General features: G+C 53.0%; 25 protein-coding genes. 12 read left to right on the top strand and 13 right to left on the bottom strand.

From position 1 onward, the window contains the following. Nucleotides 1-1425: a cytochrome ubiquinol oxidase subunit I gene (locus tag HHI26_RS05300; RefSeq protein ID WP_133845630.1), complete on the bottom strand. Its 1425-nt coding sequence runs from the start codon at nt 1423-1425 to the stop codon at nt 1-3. A gap of 754 nt (nt 1426-2179) precedes the next feature. Here HHI26_RS05300 and HHI26_RS05295 point away from each other — a divergent pair. After that, nucleotides 2180-2803, top strand: coding sequence for a LysE family translocator (locus tag HHI26_RS05295; protein ID WP_197931286.1), 624 nt, complete (start codon nt 2180-2182; stop codon nt 2801-2803). A 25-nt stretch (nt 2804-2828) separates the two neighbouring features. Here the strand turns inward: HHI26_RS05295 and HHI26_RS05290 are convergent, their stop codons facing one another. Beyond that, complete coding sequence (locus tag HHI26_RS05290) at nt 2829-3917, bottom strand: malate/lactate/ureidoglycolate dehydrogenase (RefSeq protein WP_171148747.1); 1089 nt, start codon at nt 3915-3917, stop codon at nt 2829-2831. A 239-nt stretch (nt 3918-4156) separates the two neighbouring features. On the opposite strand from HHI26_RS05290, the gene HHI26_RS05285 reads away from it, so the two are divergent. Beyond that, complete coding sequence (locus HHI26_RS05285; protein WP_241008227.1) at nt 4157-5266, top strand: hypothetical protein; 1110 nt, start codon at nt 4157-4159, stop codon at nt 5264-5266. A gap of 223 nt (nt 5267-5489) precedes the next feature. On the opposite strand, the gene HHI26_RS05280 is transcribed toward HHI26_RS05285, so the two are convergent. Together HHI26_RS05280 and ygbI are read right to left on the bottom strand one after the other, a co-directional pair. Then, nucleotides 5490-5735, bottom strand: a complete 246-nt coding sequence (locus HHI26_RS05280; RefSeq protein ID WP_133845626.1) for a hypothetical protein — start codon at nt 5733-5735, stop codon at nt 5490-5492. A gap of 175 nt (nt 5736-5910) precedes the next feature. Beyond that, nucleotides 5911-6672: a DNA-binding transcriptional repressor YgbI gene (gene ygbI / locus HHI26_RS05275; protein WP_167864164.1), complete on the bottom strand. Its 762-nt coding sequence runs from the start codon at nt 6670-6672 to the stop codon at nt 5911-5913. Between the two features lie 314 nt (nt 6673-6986). Between ygbI and ltnD the strand changes: the two genes are divergently transcribed. The 10 genes from ltnD to tatE all read left to right on the top strand — a co-directional run bounded on the left by ltnD (nt 6987) and on the right by tatE (nt 16043). Beyond that, a complete protein-coding gene (gene ltnD / locus HHI26_RS05270) occupies nt 6987-7901 on the top strand; it encodes an L-threonate dehydrogenase (RefSeq protein ID WP_133845624.1) in 915 nt (304 codons plus the stop codon). Then, nucleotides 7901-9163 carry a 3-oxo-tetronate kinase gene (gene otnK / locus HHI26_RS05265; protein ID WP_171148746.1) on the top strand — a complete coding sequence of 421 codons (1263 nt, stop codon included), beginning with the start codon at nt 7901-7903 and terminating at the stop codon, nt 9161-9163. The genes ltnD and otnK overlap by 1 nt, the downstream gene beginning before the upstream one ends. Beyond that, nucleotides 9160-9783 (top strand): aldolase, encoded by a 624-nt coding sequence (locus HHI26_RS05260; RefSeq protein WP_171148745.1) that lies wholly within the window; start codon nt 9160-9162, stop codon nt 9781-9783. The genes otnK and HHI26_RS05260 overlap by 4 nt, the downstream gene beginning before the upstream one ends. 2 nt (nt 9784-9785) lie before the next feature. Then, complete coding sequence (locus HHI26_RS05255) at nt 9786-10562, top strand: HPr family phosphocarrier protein (RefSeq protein WP_133845618.1); 777 nt, start codon at nt 9786-9788, stop codon at nt 10560-10562. A 146-nt stretch (nt 10563-10708) separates the two neighbouring features. Continuing rightward, complete coding sequence (locus HHI26_RS05250) at nt 10709-12064, top strand: GntP family transporter (RefSeq protein ID WP_133845616.1); 1356 nt, start codon at nt 10709-10711, stop codon at nt 12062-12064. A gap of 1016 nt (nt 12065-13080) precedes the next feature. Then, nucleotides 13081-13650, top strand: coding sequence for a lipid IV(A) palmitoyltransferase PagP (gene pagP, locus HHI26_RS05245; protein WP_133845614.1), 570 nt, complete (start codon nt 13081-13083; stop codon nt 13648-13650). A 150-nt stretch (nt 13651-13800) separates the two neighbouring features. Beyond that, nucleotides 13801-14010, top strand: a complete 210-nt coding sequence (gene cspE, locus HHI26_RS05240) for a transcription antiterminator/RNA stability regulator CspE (RefSeq protein ID WP_004156612.1) — start codon at nt 13801-13803, stop codon at nt 14008-14010. Nucleotides 14011-14411: 401 nt separating this feature from the next. Further along, entirely contained in the window at nt 14412-14837 is a 426-nt protein-coding gene (locus HHI26_RS05235) for a GNAT family N-acetyltransferase (RefSeq protein WP_133845612.1), read from the top strand. 25 nt (nt 14838-14862) lie between these two features. After that, a complete protein-coding gene (locus tag HHI26_RS05230) occupies nt 14863-15666 on the top strand; it encodes a deaminated glutathione amidase (protein WP_171148925.1) in 804 nt (267 codons plus the stop codon). 173 nt (nt 15667-15839) lie between these two features. Further along, nucleotides 15840-16043: a twin-arginine translocase subunit TatE gene (tatE, locus tag HHI26_RS05225; RefSeq protein ID WP_133845610.1), complete on the top strand. Its 204-nt coding sequence runs from the start codon at nt 15840-15842 to the stop codon at nt 16041-16043. A gap of 59 nt (nt 16044-16102) precedes the next feature. On the opposite strand, the gene lipA is transcribed toward tatE, so the two are convergent. The 9 genes from lipA to rsfS form a co-directional block, all read right to left on the bottom strand. Next, nucleotides 16103-17068 carry a lipoyl synthase gene (lipA, locus tag HHI26_RS05220; RefSeq protein ID WP_133845608.1) on the bottom strand — a complete coding sequence of 322 codons (966 nt, stop codon included), beginning with the start codon at nt 17066-17068 and terminating at the stop codon, nt 16103-16105. A 190-nt stretch (nt 17069-17258) separates the two neighbouring features. After that, complete coding sequence (gene lipB, locus HHI26_RS05215; RefSeq protein ID WP_159337441.1) at nt 17259-17918, bottom strand: lipoyl(octanoyl) transferase LipB; 660 nt, start codon at nt 17916-17918, stop codon at nt 17259-17261. A gap of 84 nt (nt 17919-18002) precedes the next feature. After that, nucleotides 18003-18266: a DUF493 family protein YbeD gene (gene ybeD, locus HHI26_RS05210; RefSeq protein WP_062745316.1), complete on the bottom strand. Its 264-nt coding sequence runs from the start codon at nt 18264-18266 to the stop codon at nt 18003-18005. A gap of 137 nt (nt 18267-18403) precedes the next feature. Continuing rightward, on the bottom strand, nt 18404-19615 hold the full coding sequence (dacA, locus tag HHI26_RS05205) for a D-alanyl-D-alanine carboxypeptidase DacA (RefSeq protein ID WP_133845604.1): 1212 nt from the start codon (nt 19613-19615) through the stop codon (nt 18404-18406). Between the two features lie 100 nt (nt 19616-19715). After that, nucleotides 19716-20873, bottom strand: coding sequence for an endolytic peptidoglycan transglycosylase RlpA (gene rlpA / locus HHI26_RS05200; RefSeq protein ID WP_159337440.1), 1158 nt, complete (start codon nt 20871-20873; stop codon nt 19716-19718). Nucleotides 20874-20884: 11 nt separating this feature from the next. After that, nucleotides 20885-21997: a peptidoglycan glycosyltransferase MrdB gene (mrdB, locus tag HHI26_RS05195; protein WP_133845600.1), complete on the bottom strand. Its 1113-nt coding sequence runs from the start codon at nt 21995-21997 to the stop codon at nt 20885-20887. A 6-nt stretch (nt 21998-22003) separates the two neighbouring features. Beyond that, nucleotides 22004-23908, bottom strand: a complete 1905-nt coding sequence (gene mrdA / locus HHI26_RS05190; protein WP_133845598.1) for a peptidoglycan DD-transpeptidase MrdA — start codon at nt 23906-23908, stop codon at nt 22004-22006. A gap of 33 nt (nt 23909-23941) precedes the next feature. Continuing rightward, nucleotides 23942-24412 carry a 23S rRNA (pseudouridine(1915)-N(3))-methyltransferase RlmH gene (rlmH, locus tag HHI26_RS05185; RefSeq protein ID WP_056240011.1) on the bottom strand — a complete coding sequence of 157 codons (471 nt, stop codon included), beginning with the start codon at nt 24410-24412 and terminating at the stop codon, nt 23942-23944. A gap of 3 nt (nt 24413-24415) precedes the next feature. Next, a complete protein-coding gene (rsfS, locus tag HHI26_RS05180; RefSeq protein ID WP_062745328.1) occupies nt 24416-24733 on the bottom strand; it encodes a ribosome silencing factor in 318 nt (105 codons plus the stop codon). Nucleotide 24734 lies beyond the last annotated feature (1 nt).

Below are 24734 nucleotides of genomic sequence, written 5' to 3'. Positions count from 1 at the left end.
TTACTTCTCCTCCTGCGGCGAATGTAATTTTTCCTGCACCGCAGACAGCGGGCGAGACGGAGTATGTGATGTGCCTGGGCCGCCTTCTGGCGTATGGTCACCTTCACCGGCCTGCGGGCCTTTCTTAATCAGGTTCGCCAGATAGCTGTAGCCGACGCCAAAGACGGCGCAGTACACCAGCAGGAACGCGATCAGGCTGATGCTCATTTGCAGCGTGCTGTGCAGCGATACGGCATCACGCGTGCGCAGCAGGCCATAAATAACCCACGGCTGACGGCCAATTTCGGTGGTAATCCAACCCGCCACCAGAGCAATCAGACCGGAAGGCCCCATCAACAGGACAAACCACAGGAAAGGACGAGAAGTATACAGGCGCTGACCGCGACGCATCCACAGGCTGACAACACCCAGCAAAATCATCAGCATACCCAGCGCAACCATCACGCGAAACGACCAGAACACCACGGTGGAGTTAGGACGATCTTCTTTCGGGAAGCTTTTCAGTGCCGGTACCTGTTTATCCAGGCTGTGGGTCAGGATCAGGCTACCGAGGTAAGGAATCTCCAGCGCGTACTTGGTACGCTCTTCTTTCATATCCGGGATGCCGAACAGGATCAGCGGGGTCGCTTCTCCCGGAGGATTCTCCCAGTGACCTTCAATCGCCGCGATTTTTGCAGGCTGATGTTCCAGCGTATTCAGGCCGTGGGCATCGCCAATCATTGCCTGAATCGGCGAGACGATCAGTGCCATCCACAGAGACATCGACAGCATTTTACGCACCGCTGGCGTATCGTTTTTACGCAGCAGATGCCATGCGGCAGAGGCACCCACAAAGAAGGCAGTCACCAGGAAAGCGGCGACGGACATATGCAGCAGGCGATAAGGGAAGGACGGGTTGAAGATAATTTTGAACCAGTCCACCGGTATCACAATGCCGTTTTCCAGCGCGTAACCTTGCGGCGTCTGCATCCAGCTATTGGAGGCCAGGATCCAGAAGGTGGAGATAATCGTGCCCAGCGCGACCATACAGGTCGCGAAGAAGTGCAGGCCACGGCTGACACGGTTCCAGCCAAACAGCATCACCCCGAGGAAGCCAGCTTCAAGGAAGAATGCGGTAAGCACTTCGTAGGTCAGGAGCGGGCCGGTAATACTGCCTGCAAACTGCGAAAATCCTGCCCAGTTGGTCCCAAACTGATAGGCCATCACCAGACCCGATACCACCCCCATACCGAAGTTAACGGCAAAGATTTTTGACCAAAAATGATAAAGGTCGCGATAGACCTCATTTTTGCTTTTCAGCCACAGACCTTCGAGCACGGCGAGAAAACTGGCCAGGCCAATGGTGATGGCGGGAAAGAGAATGTGGAAGGCTACGGTGAAACCAAACTGTATCCTCGCCAGATGGAACGCATCTAATCCGAACATTGCTTACCTCGATCTAACATGAACAACTGCCTTTTATTTTTTTACCCACGGTTAACAAATAGGTGACATATAGCAAAAAAGAAAATGTGTCAGCCGGGGGACTTCTCATCGGAGATTTGATCCTAAGACCAAAGCAGGTGAAGAAGTAGCAACAGTAATAGTGAACTGGCCTATAACAGTAACGATTATTACGAGTAATTGTTTCGTCAACAGGTTAAATCAACGGAAGATAATGTTAATGCAGGATAGAAGAATGATGCTCATATGTGAAAATGCTGTATCTTTCTGTCGTAAAAGCATTTTTTTCGTTGGTGCGTCGGCGGGGTTCGTCAGGTGACTATCGTTATTCTGCGTTGAAAACCTCTGGTGAGGCGTACATCCAATATAGCTAACAGGGCTATAAAAAAGGATGTTTACGCATCATTATTATAATAACCCTATAGTTTTTCATGACTTATGAATAATATGTAGATTTAATGTTATTATTTGGTTCTATTAATTTTAAATGACCTTTTCCCACTATTTGGATTGGCTTATCAATCCCTCTGCGTGACCAATCGTCTCTCTCCTCCCTGTAAATGTTAAGGGTGTAATACACATAAATATGTAAATTGAATTATTTAGTTACAAATTTCTGGCGTTTTTATCGCCGATCGTTGCGGCGAATCAAGAAATCGTCTGAATAATGATGCTTGTGGTGAGTGGGTGCCGTGCGTGCTATAACCAAAAAAACGTTGTCAGCCTCGGGAGTCAAATGGATACCTTTATGATGTTGTTACCCGTATATGTTGCCTATCTGCTGGGCACGGCCAGCCCAGGCCCGAGCAATATGGCGATTATGGGTGTCGCGATGCGCCAGGGGCGCCGTCCGGCATTGATGCTGGCGGCGGGTGTGATCACGGGGTCACTGTGCTGGGCGCTGCTGGTTGCGACCGGTTTATCCACGCTGCTGCTGGCTTACGCTCAGGCTATTGTGGTGATCAAAGTGGTGGGGGGCTTCTATTTGCTTTTGCTGGCGTGGAAAGCGGCACGGAGTGCTGCCCGTCGTGGGGAAGACAGCGTTGTACCGCTGGCGGCAGGGGGGGCAGCCGCTTCCCTCTACCGCCGTGGTTTGCTGCTGCATCTGGGAAATCCAAAGGCGATTCTGGTGTGGACGGCGATAATGTCATTGGGGATTCACCCGGATGCGGCCCCTTCCGTACTGCCGTTGATTGTCGGTGGTTGTGCGTTACTGGGGATAATGGTGTTCAGCAGCTACGCGCTGTTGTTCTCCACCCCGGCGATGAGCCGGGGGTATCAGAAATGCCGCCGCAGTATTGAAGGCATTTTCGCGCTGTTTTTCACGGCGGCGGGCGTGAAGCTGCTGTTTTCACGTTAACCGTACGCCGGGCCTCCGGCGTGCCTTATGCCTGAGGCTGATAACCGGCCAGTTCACTGTCCGGCATTCCGGCATCACGCGCCGCCTGACAAATCTGCTGCCAGCTATTGGCATCAATCGAAATACCGTGCAGGCGGCGTTCGGCGCGCTGTGCTTCCTCCCACTCACCCGGGATCAGGATTGCATTGTCACCCGCCTGCGGTGAGGCTTTCGTCCAGGCAATAAAGGCTTCCGCTTCCTGCTGCATGTCCGGTGCGTCAAATGCTGCCGGGTCAAGTACTACGGTGGTCATGCAGTTAAAGATAGCGTCACTGGTATTTTTCAGTGACTGTGGGTGGGTCGTTTGGCCACCGGAAAGCGCCCCGCCGAGGATTTCGCACATCACCGCCAGCGCATAGCCTTTATGCAGGCCAAAGGCCAGAAGGGAACCAAATGGCGCTTCATGCATCACCGCAGGGTCAATGTCCGGCTTCCCTTGATGATCGATCAGATAGCCAGGCGGGACGTTGACACCTTTATTCCAGGCAACGCGGGTTTTACCGTAAGCAATGCCGCTGGTGGCGAAATCAAGCAGCAGCGGTGGCTGGCCGGGGCGCGGGAAGATGGCGCAAAATGGGTTGGTCCCGAAGCGTCGGTCACTGCCGTTAAACGGCGCAACCATCGGATCGCCAACAACGTTGACGAAATGAAAGGAGATAAAACCGGCGCGTGCGCACTGCTCCGCCCAGTGACCAATGCGCCCAATATGGTGCGAGTTCCGCAATGCGATGGCACACATTCCCAGCTTCTGGGTACGTGCAATCGCCAGATCCATCGCTTCAGCGGCCATCACCTGGCCAAAGCCCTGGCCGCCGTCGACGGTGAGCACCGCCCCGGCGTCTTTAGCGATCCTGAGCTGCTGGTTCTGCTGCAGATGTCCCTGGGATTTTGAGAGCATATAACTTGGGATCATCCCAACGCCGTGAGAATCATGCCCGGCAAGGTTCGCTGCCACCAAATGCTCGGCGACGCGTTGCGCTTCCTGCTTGCTGCTGCCTGCGTGCTGCCACAGACTCTGCACCATCTGCTGTAAAATGGTGTGATTAATGTAAATGTCACCCTGAATCTGGTTCATTTTTTTTCCTTAAAATAATGAAGGTTACTGCTTATTTTTAAACGAATAATTGGTTTTTGTCCGTTTAATTTTTCTGCACGCCAGGCTTCTTTTTCGATGAATATCGCGACATCCCTGTTCGATATATTGCTAATTTCATCGGTTGCTAAGTATACTATTGCATTGATATGTATTGACTTTTTTAACTAAAGCCAAATTTTCTTTGCTCGGACAGACGCCGCCTGGGGTAAAACAGCCGTATGGAAAGTGAACACACAGAACCCACCAGCACTAACAGTATTCCTTTACTGGATCTGTCTGCGATTTCGCGCGAGATGCTGCTGCTGGGTAAACGGCTGGCAGATACCAAATATAAGATTGATATGCTGGGGAAAGTCGGCTGGGGTGAGCTGACGGCTAACCTGCACGGTCTGGAAGCTAGCGGCGAATGGAATGGCCCGGACGATGCGCTGACTTTTTTCAGTAAGATTTTTCCCTTTGCGATCCTGCCTTCAGAAACTGAGCCGATGGGGATCTATCAGGTGCCGACCGAGCGGGTGATTGGCCGAAGCTGGCGCTGGTGGCCCGACCACCTTAGCGGTAACAGCGAAGAGAAATTGCGTGAGCATCTGAACGGCCCCAATGCTGCCGAGAGTACCTCTTACTATTTTATTTCCGCACTGGCTGTGCTGTTGGCGGTGCAGGGACAGAGCAGGGTGAATTATTGCCGACAACGGCATATTCCGCTTATTACGGCGCGGGTAACGTATCTTTCCTACCCCCCCGCCGACCGTTTCAAGCTCTACCATGTTAGCCGTGGCAACACCCGGCAGAGCTGGATAGTGCTGAATGATCGCTATTTACAGGCGATTCAGTGGCCGCGTATTACGCTGCCGGCACTGAGCAGTTATGGAGTGCATAGCGCCGTCTGGCCTCAGACGTTTCCCTCCACGGAACGAATTTTCGACGAGTTACATCATCCTCAACCCGCCGAGGATTTTGTCGCACCCTGCGTGGATTTACAGGCGCTGCAACAGAAAATAGAAGTGGAAGAACAGGAAGCGCTGCTGGCGGCTAAGCCGGTGAAAATGGCGCTGAGCGATATGGATATCGTGAATCTCTGGCCGGTGACGATGACCCTGACGTTCTTTTTCCTGCTCTCACTGGTGGCAGCAGGCGTGACGGCGGGCGGGGGTTGGTTAGGTCTGATTAGTCTGGTGATCTGCGGGATGTCCGGCGCGCTGCTGCTGCTGCTCGCTGCACCTGTTTTCCTTGTGCGACAGAGTTTACGCAGCCGCAACAAAAAGGAGAGGGAAGAGTCGGCCACTTCTGTGCCAGAAGAGAACCCGGCATCCCCGCCAGCCGTATAAAAAAAGCCCACGTAAAGTGGGCAACTAAAGCTATTCATCTGACTTTGCCATAATAATTACGGCAATAAATCATCGCACTAATCCCACAATAAAAATAAGTGATTATACAGATCGATCTTTAGTGATCGATCGGAAAAACCGATTGATAGTCAAAATGTGAAGCAGGCGATACAAAGATAGAGAGAAATCGCACAATGCGCTTCTAAGTGGCGTCAATAACAGCCTAATGCGGTTGTTCAAATCCTGCTTTAACCATCTGTTCGCGCAGGGCACTGGTGATCACCCGGTTGCCCCCCGTGACCGGAAAGATCACGTTATTGATCACATCATCCAGATAGTGCTCATTAAATTCATGTGCGGTCAGCTGACCACCACCTTCATCGTTGATCGCAATCGATCCTTTAATATGATCGCCCGCATTCTTCGCGGTCAAACTGTAACGACCCATGCTGGTATTTATCGTGCTCATAAGATCTCCTTGTAACATTTTCAGGGGGAAAGGGTAGCAAGTGAGTCCATAAAATGACCTGAATAAGTCTAGCCAGGCTGCGCGCGATCCTCTAAGTCCTGAGCGTAAAGAAGTGAAAGATCGTGAGCGTGGTCGCTAAATTTTTTGCATGTTGCAGGGCATTATCTGTCCGTCGTTAACCCGCGAGGGTGACGTCAAGTTCAAGCGTAGCCAGTTCCTGACGTGCAGCGGCAGGCAGGTGTGGGTCAGTGATGATGCTGTCAAACTGTGTCAGTGGCAGGGCAAGAAAGGTGGCAATTTTGTTGTACTTTGAGCTATCGGCCAGCAGTACACGTTTTCGGCTGACTTCACTGACGGCGCGTTTAACGGCGATTTTTTCTTCATCCGGGGTAAAGGTGCCACGCATTCCCCAGCATGAGGCGGAGATAAATGCGATGTCTACGGACAGGCCACGCAGCGCCTGAGCAGCAGCATCCCCTACGCAGGAGCGGTTGTCGCGGCACAGTGTACCGCCAGTGTGGATCATCCGGCACTGGCTGGTGTCGATCAGGAAATTGGCAATCACAAAATCGTTGGTGATGATCAGCAGGTCATCACGGATGCCCAATTCGCGTGCCAGGGCCAGCGTGGTGGTGCCGGCATCCAGGTAGATGCAGCTGTTACGCGGGATATGGCGGGCGGCGGCGGCACCAATGGTCTGTTTTTCAAGGCTGAACATACTGGTTTTATCCAGATGCGTCGGCTCGCTGGAGAGGCGTTCTGTGGAACGGACACCGCCTGACACCAGTAACACGGCTCCCTGTTCTTCCAGCTTTTGCAGATCGCGGCGAATGGTCATGTGCGATACGGCCAGACGTTCAGTCAGTTCAGCAATGCTCACGACTCCCCGCTCTTGTACCAGCGTTAATATTTGTTGATGTCGTTCTACCGGGATCATCATTATTCCTGTTGAGAGGGGAGTTGGCTTGACCAGAGTGTAAAGGAGCGTACCCGGCGTCTGCACCACAATTTTTATCAATTTATCACGGAAAGAAGACGTTTTCCTTCCCATATATCGATGGTTTTGTTTTTATCTTTATGAATTTAAATGAGTATTTTTATATCACGGTTATCGTGCTGCGGTGTTAATTCTTGTTATTCCTTCCTTTTTTACGGTTAATTGTTGTGATGCACGTCACCAAAAGTGCCGATAAAAGCGCCTATACTTCACATATCAAAACAAATAATCACCAAAATTAACACGGAGTGCGTATGTCTAAGGCAACATCAATGTCGGTTTGTGTCGTCGGCCTCGGTTCAATGGGGATGGGAGCTGCGCAGTCCTGTATCAAAGCGGGCCTGAAAACCTGGGGCGTGGATCTTAACCCACAGGCTCTGCAAACACTGCGCGACAGCGGTGCGCAGGCGGCGGAGAACTCGGCCAATGACTTTGCAGCCCAGCTTGATGCGGTGCTGCTGCTGGTGGTGAATGCCGCCCAGGTGAAACAGATTTTGTTTGCGGAGCACGGACTGGCGTCACGCTTAACACCCGGCACTGTGGTGATGGTTTCTTCGACGATCTCTGCGCAGGATGCACAGGCGATTGAACAGCAGCTGGCCGCACACCAGTTAATTATGCTCGATGCACCGGTATCCGGAGGGGCAGCGAAAGCGGCAACCGGTGAAATGACCGTGATGGCCTCCGGTAGTGATGAGGCATTTGATCGGTTACAGCCCGTGCTGGACGCGGTAGCGGGAAAAGTGTATCGCATTGGCAGCGAGATTGGTCTTGGTTCGACAGTGAAGATCATTCACCAGTTGCTCGCCGGTGTTCATATTGCCGCAGGCGCAGAAGCGATGGCACTGGCCGCCCGCGCCGGTATTCCTCTGGATACCATGTATGACGTGGTGACCAACGCCGCAGGCAACTCCTGGATGTTTGAAAACCGTATGCGTCATGTGGTTGACGGCGATTATTCACCGAAATCGGCGGTCGATATTTTTGTTAAAGATCTCGGCCTGGTCGCTGACACGGCGAAAGCGCTGCATTTCCCACTGCCGCTGGCGTCCACGGCATTCAATATGTTTACCTCCGCCAGTAACGCGGGCTTTGGCCGCGAAGATGACAGCGCAGTGATTAAGATTTTCAGCGGCATTACGCTGCCCGTAAAACAGGAGCAGAAATAATGCGTCTGGGGGTGATTGCGGATGATTTTACCGGGGCGACGGATATTGCCAGTTTCCTGGTACAGAACGGCATGTCTACCGTGCAGGTCAATGGCGTGCCAGCAGGGCCACTGTCGTCGCAGGCTGATGCCATTGTTGTCAGTCTGAAGTCGCGCTCCTGTGCAGCGGAGAAAGCGGTGGCTGATTCGTTACAGGCGCTGGCCTGGTTACAGCAGCAGGGGTGCGAACGTTTTTATTTTAAATACTGCTCCACTTTTGACAGTACCGCACAGGGGAATATTGGCCCGGTCACCGATGCGCTGCTGGCGGCACTGGGTGAGTCACAAACCATTATCTCTCCGTCACTGCCGGTGAATGGTCGCACGGTGTATCAGGGGCATCTTTTTGTCATGGATCAGCTGCTGTCAGATTCCGGTATGCGTCATCACCCTGTAACGCCGATGACCGACAGCAATCTGTTAAGGCTGATGGAAGCGCAGGCCAGCGGTAAGGCGGGATTGATTAACAGTCAGACGCTGGATCAGGGCGCCGATGCAGTGCGTCAGGCGCTGGAGGAACTGGCACAGCAGGGCGTGCAGTATGTAGTGCTGGATGCGCTGAATGAGCAGCATCTGCTGACCCAGGGAGAAGCGCTGCGCGATCGCCGCCTGGTGACGGGCGGCTCAGGGCTGGCAATCGGCCTGGCGCGCCAGTGGGCCAGTGCCGGGCACGATAGTGCGCGTGCTCAGGCCGCGGGTGCGCCGCAGGGCCAGCGCGCAGTGGTGCTGTCTGGTTCCTGCTCGACCATGACCAACCGCCAGGTGGCGCGTTATCGCCAGCAGGCTGCAGCCGCGGCGATTGATGTGGAACGTGCGCTGCATGAGCGCGACCGTTACGCCAGCGAACTGTGCGACTGGGTGGTGCAGCACGAATCGGATGCACTGGCCCCGTTGTTGTTCGCGACCTCAGACCCGGAAACCCTGCAACGTATTCAGCAGCAGTATGGCGCCGCGCGCAGCAGTGAAGCCGTTGAGCAGTTGTTTGCCGCTGTGGTGCGTGAGCTGCAACAGCGTGGCTGGCAGCGTTTTATCGTGGCAGGAGGGGAAACCTCCGGCGTAGTAGCGCAGACGTTAGGCATTGATGCATTTCATATCGGCCCGGTGATTTCGCCAGGCGTGCCCTGGGTGCGCGCCCTCGGGCAGCCCGTTTCGCTGGCGCTGAAATCCGGTAATTTCGGCGATGAAAACTTTTTTGCCCGCGCACAAACGGAGTTCGTAGTATGACTGAACAACAAGCACGTGAAGAGATGGTCCGGCTGGGCGCTTCGTTTTTCCAGCGTGGCTATGCCACGGGCTCAGCCGGGAATCTGTCTATGCGACTGGAAGATGGTACGTTGCTGGCGACGCCCACCGGCTCCTGCCTGGGTGAGCTGGTCGCAGAAAGGCTATCGAAAGTGACCCCGGAAGGAGAGTGGATTGGCGGTGATAAACCGTCGAAAGAGATCAGCTTTCATCGCGCTATTTATCTGAATAATCCGGCATGTGGGGCGATTGTTCACCTGCACTGCCTGTATCTTACTGCGCTCTCCTGCCTGGAAGGGCTGGACACGAGAAACTGTATTCGCCCATTCACGCCGTATGTGGTGATGCGCGTGGGCGATGTCCCCGTGGTGCCTTATTATCGCCCGGGCGATGAGCGCCTGGGAGAGGACCTGGCGAAACTGGCCCCGCACTACAAGGCGTTTCTGCTGGCGAATCATGGTCCGGTGGTGGTGGGGAAAACCCTGCGTGAAGCCGCTGATAATACCGAAGAACTGGAAGAGACTGCCCGACTGATCTTTACGCTGGGCGACCGCCCGATTCGTTATCTTAATGATGACGAAGTGGCTGAATTACGGAGCTGAACATGCCTAAATTTGCTGCCAATCTGTCCACCCTGTTTAACGAACTGCCATTTTTGGCGCGTTTTGATGCCGCAGCTGAAGCTGGTTTTCATGGGGTAGAGTTTCTTTTTCCCTATGATTACGACGCCGATACGTTAAAGCAGGCGTTAACCCGCAATCATCTGGAACTGGTGCTGTTCAATACGGCGCCCGGTAATACAGCGGCGGGTGAGTGGGGTGTTTCTGCAATCCCCGGCCGTGAAGTGGATGCCCGCAAAGATATCGATCGGGCGCTGGAGTATGCGCTGGCGCTGAACTGCCGCCAGGTTCATATCATGGCGTCAGTGGTGCCGGAAGGGGCTGACCGTGAGGCTTACTGCCGCACTTTCATCGATAACGTGCGCTATGCCGCAGAGCGCTTTGCTCCGCATGGCGTGCGTGTTTTGCTGGAAGCGTTGAATCCAAAGACGAAACCCAATTATCTCTATTCCAGCCAGTATCAGGTGCTGGATATCATCAAACGTATCGACCGCCCAGGCGTGTTCAGCCAGCTCGATCTGTTCCATGCGCAGTTGGTAGATGGCAACCTGAGCCATCTGATTACTGACTATATCGGGCAGTATCAGCATATCCAGATTGCTTCCGCACCGGATCGTCATGAACCGGACGAGGGTGAAATTAACTATCCGTGGCTGTTCGATCTGCTCGATCGTAGCGGATATAGCGGCTGGATTGGCTGCGAGTATTTCCCGCGCACCACCACGCTGGAAGGACTGGGCTGGTTTAACGCCTTTAAATAACAGGACCTGTTGTGATGAACGCTGCGTGTTCTGGCGCGCAGCGCTGGCTTTTTGCTGCCTGAATCAGGCGGTAAAGCCGGGGAAAATGAAATAAAACGGTGCTGTAGAGCACTGCGTAAAAAATAAAACCCTACGAGGCTGCAAAGATGTCTACTGCCCTGTTATTAACCATTGCTGTTGCCAGCGTGCTGATCCTGCTGCTGCTGGTGATTAAAGCCAAAGTTCATCCGTTTGTTGCTCTGCTGGTCGTCAGCCTGTTAGTGGCGATCTCGACCGGTATACCTGCCGATAACATTATGAAGGTGATTGTTTCCGGTATGGGCGGGCTGCTCGGCTCGATTACCATTATTATCGTGCTGGGCGCCATGCTGGGTGCGATCATTGAATCGTCCGGCGGGGCGGAGTCGCTGGCACAGCGCTTTACCCATACGCTGGGAGTCAAACGCACCGTCGCTGCACTGACTATGGCGGCGTTTATCCTCGGGATTCCAGTCTTCTTCGAAGTCGGGTTCATTATTGTTATCCCGCTGATTTACGGTTTCACCAAAGTGGCGCGCGTCTCTCCGCTAAAATATGGTTTGCCGATGGCGGGCGTGATGTTAACCGTGCACGTCGCATTGCCTACTCATCCGGGGGCGGCGGCAGCGGCGGGGTTGTTAGGGTCTGATATGGGCTGGTTGATGTTGCTGGGTATCGCGGTATCGATTCCGGTCGGTGTGGTGGGTTATTTTGTCGCGAAAGTGATGAACCGCCGTCAGTATCATTTATCGCTGGACGTCCTGGAGCAGCTTCAACTGGCGAAACCGGAAAGTAGCCCGCGTCAGAATCAGGAATTGCCACCGGGTGCCTGGATGATTTCATCGCTCATTGTGGTGCCGATTGTCCTGATTGTGGTGGGTACACTGGCACATAGCGTGCTGCCGGAAGGCAACAGCCTGCGCCAGTTCCTGACGCTGGTGGGGACGCCGGCCATTGCATTACTGATCGCACTGGCGCTTTCTGCCTGGTTGCTCGGTCTGCGCCGTGGCTGGAGCAAAGAAAAGCTCAGCGAATTGCTGGACCGCGCTATTCCGAGTTCAGCAGGGGTGATTCTGGTAGCAGGTGCAGGGGGCGCGTTTGGTAAGGTGTTGGTGGAATCAGGCGTCGGTAAAGCATTGGCACTGTCGCTGGAAACTATCCATCTGCCGTTGATTCCGGCTGCTTTTATTCTGTCGCTGGCACTGCGTGCCTCGCAGGGATCGGCGACCGTTGCCATTCTGACGACCAGTGGCCTGCTGACGCAGGCGGTCACCGGGTTAAGTGATACACAACTGGTGCTGGTCACCCTGTCTGCCTGCTTCGGTGGCCTGGGGCTGTCGCATGTGAATGATGCCGGATTCTGGGTGGTGACGCGTTATCTTGGCCTGTCGGTCGCCGACGGTCTGAGAACCTGGACCGTGCTGACAACGGCGATGGGATTGACCGGTTTTGCGCTGGTATGGATGCTGTCTCTGGTGCTGTAGTGTTTGTCTGATCGGTTTCACCACGCGAAGAATCAATCTTCTTCTATACTTAAGTCACTACGTTGTAGTGACTTTTTTTATGAGAAGAGGGCATGGAATGAAAATTATTCTCTGGATTATTGCGATCATCTTTATTGTCGGTCTGCTGACTATTACCGGTGTATTCAAGCTTATTTTCTAACGGTATGTGGATAAGCATTATTCCGTTTTAACACGGCGGTCAGCAGTTTGCTGGCCCCGTACTCAACGTCATTCCGTCAACATCAGCCGCGTAAGGGTTTATCCGTAAAGTAGCATACGGCATGCTTATCGCCTTTTTTCGCTGGCCATACTGAAACCGATTCCGCAGAACGGATGCAGACATCATGTGGATTCAGACGCTTATGACAGACTGCACAAGCAGCCCCGTGATATTCAGTACTATCATTACGCGTCGTGAATATAAATTTTGAACTTCCGCACCTGCCACACCTTAGCATTTTCACAACCTCTACTCTTCCTGAGTGCTATTCAATGAGAATTATCTTATCAAAAATTCCGAGGAGATCTATAAATAATATTCATTAATTAGCTTTGTGAATTAACGGCTAATAGTATGATTTTTGTAGTGTTTACGGTTTTTTTATCAGTTTTTTCGAATTATTGAGGATAAAAACAGTCATTTCATTCACTGTACAATGATTTTCATCAAGTAAACTTCACCGAATTTTTACTGATTGATTAGCGTTGTGAAGGTTTTTTTCACTTTTTGGAAAGATTACTGCTGAAGTTTACGAGTTTTCCTGGTGTGATATTTTCTCAGCTGAATTATATTTTTTCTTACCTACACCGATGTTTTATAATGTGAAATAACGGGAATGCTCTTTTTACTGATGGGATATATTTCGGTGATTAATGGAGTGTTTAAGTGCTTTGTTTATAATTATTACCAGAACGGGTAATACATTTGGTCAGGGTTTCTGACTAACGTTGAGGATGTTGCATACAGCGATCATCCAGGGAGCAGTGAATTTATCGTGAACACAAAACCGGCCTTATTACTTTCAACCCTGCTCGGTGGGCTGACTCTGAGCAGCGCGCATGCGGCAACTCTCGGAGATGGGATTGCTGATACCTGGCATTCCTTCAGTGATAACGTTAGCCAGACATGGAATGAACCACAAACTGTCGATCTCTATGTCCCTGCTATTACCTGGCATAACCGCTGGACTTACGACAAAGAGAAAACGGACCGCTACAATGAACGTCCCTGGGGCGCGGGTGGCGGTGTTTCACGTTATGACGAAAAGGGTAACTGGAATGGCATCTATCTGATGGTGTTTAAGGACTCTTATAATAAGTGGGAACCGATTGGCGGTTATGGCTGGGAGAAAACCTGGCGACCGCTTAATGACCCTGACTTCCGCCTTGGTCTGGGTTATACCGCCGGGGTAACAATGCGTGATAACTGGAACTACATCCCGATCCCACTGGTGCTGCCGCTGGCCTCAGTCGGCTATGGGCCTGCAACTTTCCAGATGACTTACATTCCAGGAACTTACAATAACGGCAATGTTTTCTTCGCCTGGCTGCGCTGGCAGTTTTAATCTCCGGGGTTTGTCGTAAAAATGATGTCGGGTAAAAAAAGGCGATATTTATCACTTTTTCGTCCTCGGCTACTGGACAAAAGCCTTGGCAATTGCTGTACTAACCCCCGACACAGTTTAGTGTCCATTTTTCATGTAAAGGTAATATAGATGTCTAAGATCAAAGGTAGCGTTAAGTGGTTTAATGAGTCCAAAGGATTCGGTTTCATTACTCCTGAAGATGGTAGTAAAGACGTGTTCGTACACTTCTCTGCCATCCAGAGCAATGGTTTCAAAACTCTGGCTGAAGGTCAGCGCGTAGAGTTCGAAATCACCAACGGTGCCAAAGGCCCATCTGCTGCTAACGTTGCCGCTATTTAAGTTATCAGACAGAATTTTTAAAAACCCGCCAATGGCGGGTTTTTTTTCGCCTGCGATCCGGGGGCACAGTATGTCTCTACGTGTTGAAATACTGCATTAGCCAGGCAACAGTCGCAGTACAGGCCAGCAGGACGGCAAGATACTCATTTTTGTGGCGGGGAAGAAGGTTCATGGCGATCATCTCTGTTGGCTGAATGATGACCAGTGTGCCGTGCGATTATTAAGGAAACATTAAAATAGGGGGTTGCACGCCATAATTAAGGGGATCCTTACACGAATTAGCTTTTGTAACATTACCCTGTGATCTGGCTCCTTGCAGGGACTGCCTTGCTACAGCTATAAACATAGGCAGAAGTTTTCACCTGTTCACCCGGCTTGTTGGCATATTGCGGAGAATGACCATGAATATTCGTCTGGCTGAATCGAAAGATGCTTTTGCCCTCAGCGCATTGTTAACAGAACTGGGCTATGCGGATACCGCGCCTTTTATTGAACGCAGGCTGGCTCAACTGATGATCGACGAGACTGAACAACTTCTTATTGCCGAACAGGGAAATACGGTATTGGGGTTTCTGTCGTTGCATTTTATTCCACAGCTTGCGTTGGCAGGGGATTTTGCCCGTATCAGCTATTTCTGCATTGCCGAAGGTGAGCGCAGCAAAGGGGCCGGGCAGCAGCTGTTACAACATGCTGAGCAGTTGGCAATGGAGCGTGGCTGTGACCGGGTCGAGGTACACTGCCATGAGCGTCGTGAAAAGGCGAATGCGTTTTACGCGCGCGAGGGTTACCAGGAATCACCACGCTACCACATCAAAGATTTGACCTGACCGCCCCAGGAGCATAACGATGACGATGAAAGTGGCATTAGGACAGTTCGCCGTGAGCCGTGAGTGGCAAGATAACGCCGATATCTGCATTGGCTTAATGGCTCAGGCAGAGCAGCAGGGAGCAAGACTGCTGGTGCTGCCAGAAGGGGTGCTGGCGCGTGATATTACCGACCCGGACCTGGTGCTAAAAGCGGCGCAGCCGCTTGATGGTCCGTTCCTCAGCCAGGTCCTGGCCGCCAGTCGGGCGAATACGCTGACGACGATGATGACGGTGCACGTACCGACGGCGGATGGACGGGCGCTGAATGCGCTGGTGGCGATCCGTAACGGTGAGATTATTGCCCGTTACGACAAACTGCATCTGTATGACGCCTTTGCGATGCAGGAGTCGCGCAATGTCACGGCGGGCAATAATGTCCCTTCGCTGGTGGATGTGGACGGGTTGAAGGTCGGGTTGATGACCTGTTATGACGTCCGCTTCCCTGAGCTGGCACGTCGCCTGGCGCTGGACGGTGCTGACCTGTTGGTACTGCCTGCTGCCTGGGTGAAAGGGCCGCTGAAAGAGATGCACTGGGAGGTGCTGGTGACCGCCCGAGCGCTGGAGAATACCTGTTATGTGGTCGCGGTGGGTGAGTGCGGCCCGCGTAATATCGGCAATAGCCTGGTGGTTGACCCGCTCGGTGTGGCGATTGCCAAAGCCGCAGAAGGCCCGGCACTGGTGTTTGCCGAGGTCGACCCACAGCGTATTGCCGATGCACGCCGTGCATTGCCTGTATTAGAGAATCGTCGCTTTGCCCGCCCTGAACTTGATTGTGGGAAGACTCAGTAATGAAATAACACGCTATTGCGCTGATGCTGGGGACGTTAAATCTGGTCAGCCACGCTGCGCCAATACAGCGCATATTCTGTTACAGATTGCAGTTGTAATTTCACGCCATCAGCGCGTTAATACTCGCCTGTTACCGACCGTTGTGACGGTCAGATAAATGAAAGAAGGTAAGTATGGAAGGTCTCAGTCTTGGCAAATTGCTGATCGTTGGCGCGTTAATCGTCCTGTTATTCGGAACCAAAAAACTGCGCACCCTGGGAGGGGATTTAGGTTCGGCCATAAAGGGATTTAAGAAGGCGATGAATGACGATGATTCTTCTGCGCAGAAAGCCTCGTCAGAAGAGAAAAACGCCGGACAGATCTCTCACAAAGAGTAATTCTGCTCAAAAAAAACGGATGACATTGTCATCCGTTTTTTTTGCTCCGGGCAGAAGGATTACTTTACTTCCAACCCTTTCGCCTGCAGATCAGCATGGTATGACGAACGTACGAACGGGCCACAGGCTGCATGGGTGAAGCCCATATCCATTGCGGCTTCTTTCATTTCGTCGAACTCAGCAGGGCTCACATAGCGCTGTACGGGTAAATGGTGGCGGCTTGGCGACAGATATTGCCCGAGGGTCAGCATGGTCACGCCATGGCGACGCAGATCACGCATCACTTCAACGATTTCTGCATTAGTTTCACCCAATCCCACCATCAGGCCTGACTTGGTTGGAACGTCCGGGTGAGCTTCTTTAAAGCGCTCCAGCAATTTCAGTGACCAGTCATAGTTAGCACCCGGACGTACCTGGCGGTAAACGCGCGGCACGTTTTCCAGGTTGTGGTTAAACACATCCGGTGGTGTATCAATCAGAATTTCCAGTGCGCGGTCCATACGACCACGGAAATCAGGCACCAGCGTTTCGATTTTAATCGCAGGGCTTTTTTCACGGATAGCACGGATACAGTCAGCAAAGTGCTGTGCTCCGCCATCGCGCAGGTCATCACGGTCAACCGAGGTGATCACCACGTAGCGCAGTGCCATATCCGCGATGGTCTGTGCCAGTTTGCCGGGTTCATTGGCATCAGGTGTTACCGGGCGGCCGTGGGCCACATCGCAGAACGGGCAGCGGCGTGTACAGATGGCGCCCAGAATCATAAAGGTGGCCGTGCCGTGGTTAAAACATTCAGACAGGTTAGGGCAGGAAGCCTCTTCGCAAACGGAGTGCAGACCATTTTTACGCATCGCGGCTTTGATGCCCTGAATACGGCTGGAATCGGCAGGAAGTTTAATACGCATCCAGTCTGGCTTACGTAAAATCTCCGTACGCTCGGTCATCACGGTTTTCACCGGGATCAATGCCATTTTGTCTGCGTCGCGGTATTTTACACCGCGTTCCATCACGATCGGTTTACTCATATTCTTGCAGGTTCCAGGTTGGATTGCGGCAATCTATTCGTATACAAAACAGCCGCTAACACTCAATGAGTTGGTGATTTTCAACTTTTTTTGATAAAGCGCAAAAATTATATCATCTCCTCGCAGCAGATTCAGCCTGACTGTGCGAGAAAGCGTTGCAGAATTGTAAAGCAACATACGTATTTGCCCCCTATCTTAGCGGGAGTTCCGTACTTTCGCTCCAGGAAACGTCAGTTATTGCCAGTTGAAGAGCAAAATTTTTGATCAGCAACGGCTGGATATCGGCAGGTGTCGCAGAGGCAGTGAGTGCCGCCAGCTGTGTCATCTCCATTCCGGCATAGCCGCAGGGGTTAATGCGTAGGAAAGGGGTTAAATCCATATCAATATTCAGCGCAAGGCCGTGAAAGGAGCAGCCATTGCGGATCCGCAGCCCTAATGAGCAGATTTTTTTGCCGTCAACATAGACACCCGGGGCATCGGGGCGCGCATTGGCGGTCACGGAAAAATGCGCCAGTGTATCGATCACCGTTTGTTCAAGGGCGGTAACCAGCTGGCGTACGCCCGTTTTACGACGCTTCAGATTCACCATCACATACATGATCTGCTGACCGGGGCCATGATAAGTCACCTGGCCGCCACGATCGCTCTGCATGACTGGAATGTCGCCGGGCATTAACAGGTGTTCACTTTTTCCTGCCTGCCCCTGAGTAAACACCGGGGGGTGTTCCACCAGCCAGATCTCGTCCGGCGTATTATCGTCACGCTGGTCGGTGAACTGATGCATGGCGAGAGAAACAGGCGCCCAGGGCTGCATGCCGAGTTGGCGGATAATCAGGCTAGTGTGAGGCAAAACGGACAATCCGGTTGGGTAACGAGGGGAACAGTATAACGTTGGCACAGGGCAAGAGCCAGCTTGCCCCCGCCAACGTCAGGGTTACAGCACCATGCGGACAATTTCAATCTTACCCAACTCGTCATACAGGGTTTCGACCTGTTCGATGTGGGTGGCGGTGATGGTAATCGACACCGAATGATAATTGCCTTTGCTGCTTGGTTTAACATCCGGAGAGTAGTCACCTGGTGCATGACGCTGCACCACTTCAACCACTTGATCGACCAGCTCCGGCTGTGCCAGACCCATCACTTTATAGGTAAAAGAGGTGGGGAATTCGAGCAGTTCTTTAAGATTGGTTTTCATATGGACTCCGGTGACACCAACAAGGACTCCCGCCGCAGCGGGAGTAAACAGATACTCACAATATGGGGATATTAGAGATTAATTTCAAGATGTGAGCGATCGCGTAGGGGTCGGGCATGCCCAACCCGGATCTGTGGTTAACCGAACCAGTGGTGGAACATCAGTTTGATATAATCAATGATGCGGCCAAAGAAGCCACCTTCCGGCATATCATTCAGCACCACCAGTGGGTGCTGTTCAATGGTTTTGCCGTCCAACTGGAAGTTGATGCTGCCGACGACCTGGTTTTTCTGCAAGGGAGCATGCAGCTCGGTATTGCTCAGGGTATAGCTGGCTTTCAGGTCTTTCATGCGGCCACGAGGGATGGTAAGGAACACATCTTTTTCCACGCCCAGCTGCACACGATCGCTGTTACCGAACCATACAGGCTCAGAGGCAAACTCTTTCCCGGCTTTCAGTGGTGCCACCGTTTCGAAGAAGCGGAAGCCCCAGGTCAGCAATTTCTTGCTCTCGGTTTCACGCCCTTTGTAGGTGTGGCCGCCCATCACGGTGGAGATCAAACGCATCTGGCCTTCGGTCGCAGAGGCCACCAGGTTGTAACCTGCCGCATCGGTGTGGCCGGTTTTAATACCGTCAACGTTGAGGCTGGTATCCCACAACAAACCGTTACGGTTGGTCTGGCGAATATTATTAAAGGTGAACTCTTTCTCGTGATAAACAGCGTATTCGTCCGGCACATCACGGATCAGTGAGCGGCCAATCAGTGCCATATCGCGCGCAGAGCTGTACTGCCCTTCAGCGTCCAGACCGTGGACCGTCTGGAAGTGAGTGTTTTGCAGGCCCAGCGCTTTCACGTAGTTGTTCATCAGGCCCACGAACGCATCCTGACTGCCGGCAACATAATCGGCCATGGCCACACAGGCATCATTACCTGATTGCAGTACGATACCGCGCGTCAGCTGGGAGACCGGTACGCGGTCGCCAGGCTTCAGAAACATCAGAGACGAACCTTTGAACACCGGGTTGCCGGTGGCCCAGGCATCTTTCCCGACGGTGACGATATCATCCTGATGGATTTTACCGGCTTTGACCGCCTGGCCGATGACATAGCTGGTCATCATTTTTGTCAGACTCGCCGGGTCACGGCGCGCATCGGCATTCTTCTCAGCCAGGACTTTCCCTGAGTTGTAATCGATCAGGACATAGGCTTCAGCATCAATTTCCGGTACGCCGGGGATCATGGTCTTGATGTTCAGGTCGTCAGCATAAGCGACAACATTGAGGCTGAGGGCGATAAGCGTGCCTGTAGTCAGGCGTTTGAGCAGTCGGGATGGCTTCAGAGTGTTCATGTAAGGACAACAACATCCATGGGCTAGGTTAAAAAAAGTGACTCACTATAGCAAAATCATCCTGCCACGACCCGCCTAAATCTGGCGGATCGGTGGAGAATTACATTGCGTCAGGTGCGACAGTAATAAACGATTGTTGCTGTGCTTCACTCGCCAGGCGCTGCTGTAATGCGGCGGCCTGCTGGCGCGAAGTGAAACGACCAAGCTGGACGCGATACACATTGCCACGGCTGTCTACTGAGCCGGGAACGCCGAACTGTTTACCCAAACTGGTTGCCAGCTGGCGTGCACGTGGACCATCGCTCAGTGCGCCAACCTGCACCACATAATTGCCGGTGGCACCCGTTGCAGGGCGTGAAGCTGCTGCTGCTGCCGTTGGGGCCGCGACAGCAGCAGGGGCTGAAGAAGCGGAAGGTGTTACCGCGACCGGTTCACTGCTTTCCAGTACGCCGCCCGGTAAGGGTTGTGCCGCGCCAAGGAAACCACTGCTGCGCACGGGAGCGCCCATGGTGTTATCACTGTTCAGCGAGCCGTTATCCACCGGACGTGACTGTTGTTCCATTTCCTGTGGCTGCGGACTGGAGTACTGTGCGGGCTGTGATGGTGATGATGACATCACGGGTGTCGAAGCAGCACCGCCGCCCATTGTCATACCGCCACCAATTTCCGGGCGCGAGGGCAGTGCATAGCTCTGTTTCGCCACGGTAGTGCCAACCGTCCCCGGGCCTGACAGGCTGCCATCCGGTGCGACAGCAATGTAATCGACGCGGACTTTGCTGTTATTGGAGATATTAAGGCGGTCGCCTGCCGCACGAGACAGGTCAATAATACGGCCTGGCGTGTAAGGGCCGCGATCGTTGACGCGCACCACAATCATACGGCCATTGGCAATATTGGTCACACGGACGTAGCTGGGCAGAGGCAGCGTGGGGTGTGCGGCCGTCATGGCGTTCGGATCGAAGGTTTCGCCCGTTGCGGTACGGTTGCCGTTGGCTTCTTCGCCATACCATGCAGCCAGGCCAACCTGACTGAAGTTCGATGGATCTTTGACAATTTTATAATTTTTGCCGTTGACCGAATAATCCTGGCTGGTGCCGGGATTAATCGGTTCATAGCGAGGCTCCGCACCGCCAATCTCGACCACCGGGCCGTTATAGGTCGCTTGCTGTTGGGTGACGGGCGCCTGCTGGTCGCTGTCAGTAGTACAGGCTGCCAGCAATGCTGAAGCCAGGGCAATCCAAAGCCAATCCTTACGCATGTTTATGCCTCTTAAACGCTCTTCGACAACAGTTTTCGATGGGTGTGAATCGACATAATGATCCCGAACCCGGCCATCAGGACGATCAGCGCGGAACCCCCGTAGCTCACCAGCGGTAACGGTACCCCAACAACGGGCAGAATGCCGCTCACCATGCCAATGTTAACAAAAACATAAACAAAGAAGATCAGCATCATTCCACCAGCCATCACGCGACCAAAGGTTGTCTGCGCGCGGGCGGCCATCATCAGGCCGCGCATAATCAGCAGCACGTAGAGTATCAGCAGAACCAGCACCCCGACTAATCCTAATTCTTCGGCCAGTACGGCGAAAATAAAGTCCGTGTGACGCTCCGGTAAAAACTCCAGCTGTGACTGGGTTCCATGCAGCCACCCCTTCCCGCGCAGGCCACCAGAGCCGATGGCTATCTTCGATTGAATAATATGGTAACCCGCCCCCAGCGGATCACTTTCCGGATCCAGCAACATCATCACGCGATCGCGCTGATAGTCGTGCATCAGGAAGAACCACAGGATCGGGATAAACGCGGCGACCAGCAGCACCGCAACAGCGATCAGTTTCCAGCTCATGCCAGACAGGAAAAGGACAAAAAGCCCGGAAGCGGCAATCAGGATCGACGTTCCCAGATCGGGCTGTGCAGCCACCAGCAGGGTCGGCATAAAGATCAGTACCAGCGCGATAGCGGTATTTTTCAGCGTAGGCGGGCAGACATCACGGTTAATAAAGCGCGCCACCATCAGTGGTACGGCTATTTTAGCGATTTCCGATGGTTGGAATCGTACCACGCCGAGATCCAGCCAGCGCTGTGCGCCTTTACTGATATGACCGAACGCATCGACCGCAATCAGCAGGATCACGCAGACAATATACAGATAGGGTGCCCACCCTTCGTAGACGCGTGGTGGGATCTGCGCCATCACCAGCATGACAATCACGCCCATGGCGATTTGACCGAGCTTGCGCTCCATCATGCCGGGATCCTGGCCGCTGGCACTCCACATCACCAGCGCACTGTAGATCAGCAGCGCGGTAATGATGAGGCAAAATAGAGGATCAACGTGGATGCGAGTCCAGATTGTCCGTTTTTGATGGCTATCATTCATAACCGGTTATTCGCCTTCATAGCCTGGCGGCGTTGGTGCAGCGTCAGGCAGGTTGGTATTGTTATCGCCAAGAATAATATGGTCGAGTATCTGGCGCATGATCGTACCGACTGCCGGGCCTGCGCCGCCGTTTTCGAGAATAATACTGACGGCCACGCGTGGGTGATCATAAGGCGCAAACGCGGTCATCAGTTTATGGTCACGCAGGCGCTCAGTCAGTTTGTGGGCGTTGTAGGTTTCGTTCGCTTTCAGGCCAAATACCTGCGCGGTACCGGACTTGGCGGCAATTTTATAGGGCGCATCGTCAAAGCTTTTACGCGCCGTACCGTTTGGACGGTTCGCCACGCCATACATCCCGTCTTTCGCAATTTCCCAGTATCCGGTGTGAATATCCGCGATAGGCGCAGCCGGGGGTTGACGCCACGGCACTTTCACCGAGCCTTGCATGGTGTCCATCATCAGGTGTGGCGTTTTAATCACACCGTCGTTAATCAGGATCATCAGCGCTTTGTTCATCTGCACCGGTGTCGCGGTCCAGTAACCCTGGCCGATGCCCACCGGGATGGTATCACCCTGGTACCAGGGTTTCTTAAAGCGCTTCATTTTCCATTCGCGCGTGGGCATGTTACCCGGGGTTTCTTCGATCAGATCGATGCCCGAAAGATGACCGTAACCGAATTTGCTCATCCATTCGCCCAGACGGTCAATGCCCATATCATAGGCGACCTGATAGAAGAAGGTATCGGCAGATTCTTCCAGCGATTTGGTGACATTCAGACGACCATGACCCCAGCGTTTCCAGTCACGAAAGCGCTTCTCAGAACCGGGCAGCTGCCACCAGCCGGGGTCAAACAAACTGGTATTGCGGGTGATAACACCTGCCGTCAGGGCGGAGACCGCAATATACGGTTTCACCGTCGAGGCGGGAGGGTAGGCACCCTGGGTGGCACGGTTAATCAATGGGCGGTTTTCGTCATGCAGCAGGCCGTTGTAATCTTTACTCGAGATACCATCGACAAACAGATTTGGATCATAGCTTGGCATGGAAACCATCGACAGGATTTCGCCATTCCGCGGATCCGTTACCACCACTGCCGCACGGCTACCCGCCAGCAAGGTTTCGATATATTGCTGAAGTTTAAGATCAATGGTCAGGTAGATATCACGCCCGGCCTGAGGGGATTGCTCATGCAACTGGCGGATCACGCGGCCACGATTGTTAACTTCTACTTCTTCGTAGCCGGTTTTACCGTGCAGAACATCTTCATAGTAGCGTTCAATACCCAGTTTGCCGATGTCATGAGTGGCAGCATAGTTCGGCCATTTACCCTCTTTGTCCAGGCGCTCGACGTCACGATCGTTAATTTTCGACACGTAACCCAGCACATGGGTCAGGGCAGATCCGTAGGGATAATAGCGACGCTGGTAGCCTTTGACTTCAGCGCCGGGGAAGCGATATTGGTTCACGGCGAAACGCGCCACCTGGACATCGTTCAGGCTGGTTTTCACCGCGATAGACGTAAAGCGGCGCGAGCGTTTGCGCTCTTTTTGAAAGGCTTCGATATCGTCATCGGTGAGATCGATAATCGGTTTAAGTTCCTGCAACGTCTGCTGCAGGTTCTCCACTTTTTCGGGCATCAGCTCAAGCTGATAAATGGTGCGATTAAGCGCCAGCGGGACGCCATTACGATCGTAAATAATACCGCGACTCGGTGCGACAGGAACCAGCTTGATGCGGTTTTCATTGGAGCGCGTGCTGTAGTCATCAAAGCGGATGATTTGCAGGTGGTAAAGATTGGCCACCAGAACACCGGAAAGTGTGATAATGCCAAAAAATGCAATCAGAGCCCTGCGAACAAACAGAGTCTGCTCGGCGGTGTAGTCACGAAAGGAGTTACGTTGTAATTTCATCCGCTGCTTTGTCAGTCCGGTTAGCCTTATTCGCTATTCGCGATGATAAGGATGATTCGCAGTAATGCTCCATGCACGATATAAACTCTCTGCAACCAATACGCGTACCAGCGGATGGGGCAGGGTTAGCGCCGAGAGTGACCAGCTTTGTTCCGCCGCAGCCTTGCAGGCGGGTGACAAGCCTTCCGGTCCGCCAATAAACAGGCTGACATCACGGCCATCCTGCTTCCAGCGCTCCAGCTGGCTGGCAAGCTGCGGGGTTTCCCACGGCTGGCCGGGTATATCCAGCGTGACGATGCGGTTGCCTTTTCCTGCGGCGGCCAGCATCAGTTCGCCTTCTTTTTCCAGAATGCGTTTGATATCCGCATTTTTACCGCGCTTTCCGGCGGGCACTTCAACCAGTTCAAAGGGCATATCTTTGGGAAAACGCCGCAGATATTCCATAAAACCAGTTTGTACCCAGTCAGGCATTTTGGTGCCGACGGCGACCAGTTGAAGCTTCACGGTTTAACTCCAGAGCTTTTCCAGTTCGTAGAGCTTACGGCTCTCAGCTTCCATCACATGAACAATGACTTCACCGAGATCAACCACTACCCAGTCACTTGGGGCACGGCTGTTCACGCGAAATGCATCCAGACCGATCAGCTTGGCTTCCTGTACCACGTGTTCTGCGATTGAAACCAGATGACGTGTAGATGTACCGGTGCAGATAACCATGCAGCTGGTGATGCTTGATTTGCCCTGAACGTCGATAGCAATGATGTCCTGAGCTTTTAAATCGTCACATTTATCAATGACGAAGTCTTGGAGTGCTTGACCTTGCAAA

The organism is Erwinia sp. JH02, assembly GCF_013074405.1.
In the GTDB taxonomy this organism is placed as follows: Bacteria; Pseudomonadota; Gammaproteobacteria; order Enterobacterales; family Enterobacteriaceae; genus Erwinia; species Erwinia rhapontici.
The sequence above is the reverse complement of the archived record's forward strand: the minus strand, read 5'-3'. Positions and strand labels throughout refer to the sequence as shown.

Excerpts from the sequence above, each read along its gene's own strand:
- HHI26_RS05230 (WP_171148925.1), top strand. The coding sequence starts at position 14,863 with ATGAAAGTGGCATTAGGACAGTTCGCCGTGAGCCGTGAGTGGCAAGAT.
- rlpA (WP_159337440.1), bottom strand. The coding sequence starts at position 20,873 with ATGCGTAAGGATTGGCTTTGGATTGCCCTGGCTTCAGCATTGCTGGCA.
- cspE (WP_004156612.1), top strand. The coding sequence starts at position 13,801 with ATGTCTAAGATCAAAGGTAGCGTTAAGTGGTTTAATGAGTCCAAAGGA.
- ltnD (WP_133845624.1), top strand. The coding sequence starts at position 6,987 with ATGTCTAAGGCAACATCAATGTCGGTTTGTGTCGTCGGCCTCGGTTCA.
- mrdB (WP_133845600.1), bottom strand. The coding sequence starts at position 21,997 with ATGAATGATAGCCATCAAAAACGGACAATCTGGACTCGCATCCACGTT.
- HHI26_RS05250 (WP_133845616.1), top strand. The coding sequence starts at position 10,709 with ATGTCTACTGCCCTGTTATTAACCATTGCTGTTGCCAGCGTGCTGATC.
- mrdA (WP_133845598.1), bottom strand. The coding sequence starts at position 23,908 with ATGAAATTACAACGTAACTCCTTTCGTGACTACACCGCCGAGCAGACT.
- HHI26_RS05255 (WP_133845618.1), top strand. The coding sequence starts at position 9,786 with ATGCCTAAATTTGCTGCCAATCTGTCCACCCTGTTTAACGAACTGCCA.
- otnK (WP_171148746.1), top strand. The coding sequence starts at position 7,901 with ATGCGTCTGGGGGTGATTGCGGATGATTTTACCGGGGCGACGGATATT.
- HHI26_RS05290 (WP_171148747.1), bottom strand. The coding sequence starts at position 3,917 with ATGAACCAGATTCAGGGTGACATTTACATTAATCACACCATTTTACAG.
- ybeD (WP_062745316.1), bottom strand. The coding sequence starts at position 18,266 with ATGAAAACCAATCTTAAAGAACTGCTCGAATTCCCCACCTCTTTTACC.
- HHI26_RS05235 (WP_133845612.1), top strand. The coding sequence starts at position 14,412 with ATGAATATTCGTCTGGCTGAATCGAAAGATGCTTTTGCCCTCAGCGCA.
- tatE (WP_133845610.1), top strand. The coding sequence starts at position 15,840 with ATGGAAGGTCTCAGTCTTGGCAAATTGCTGATCGTTGGCGCGTTAATC.
- ygbI (WP_167864164.1), bottom strand. The coding sequence starts at position 6,672 with ATGATCCCGGTAGAACGACATCAACAAATATTAACGCTGGTACAAGAG.
- HHI26_RS05285 (WP_241008227.1), top strand. The coding sequence starts at position 4,157 with ATGGAAAGTGAACACACAGAACCCACCAGCACTAACAGTATTCCTTTA.
- lipA (WP_133845608.1), bottom strand. The coding sequence starts at position 17,068 with ATGAGTAAACCGATCGTGATGGAACGCGGTGTAAAATACCGCGACGCA.
- HHI26_RS05300 (WP_133845630.1), bottom strand. The coding sequence starts at position 1,425 with ATGTTCGGATTAGATGCGTTCCATCTGGCGAGGATACAGTTTGGTTTC.
- dacA (WP_133845604.1), bottom strand. The coding sequence starts at position 19,615 with ATGAACACTCTGAAGCCATCCCGACTGCTCAAACGCCTGACTACAGGC.
- HHI26_RS05280 (WP_133845626.1), bottom strand. The coding sequence starts at position 5,735 with ATGAGCACGATAAATACCAGCATGGGTCGTTACAGTTTGACCGCGAAG.
- HHI26_RS05260 (WP_171148745.1), top strand. The coding sequence starts at position 9,160 with ATGACTGAACAACAAGCACGTGAAGAGATGGTCCGGCTGGGCGCTTCG.
- HHI26_RS05295 (WP_197931286.1), top strand. The coding sequence starts at position 2,180 with ATGGATACCTTTATGATGTTGTTACCCGTATATGTTGCCTATCTGCTG.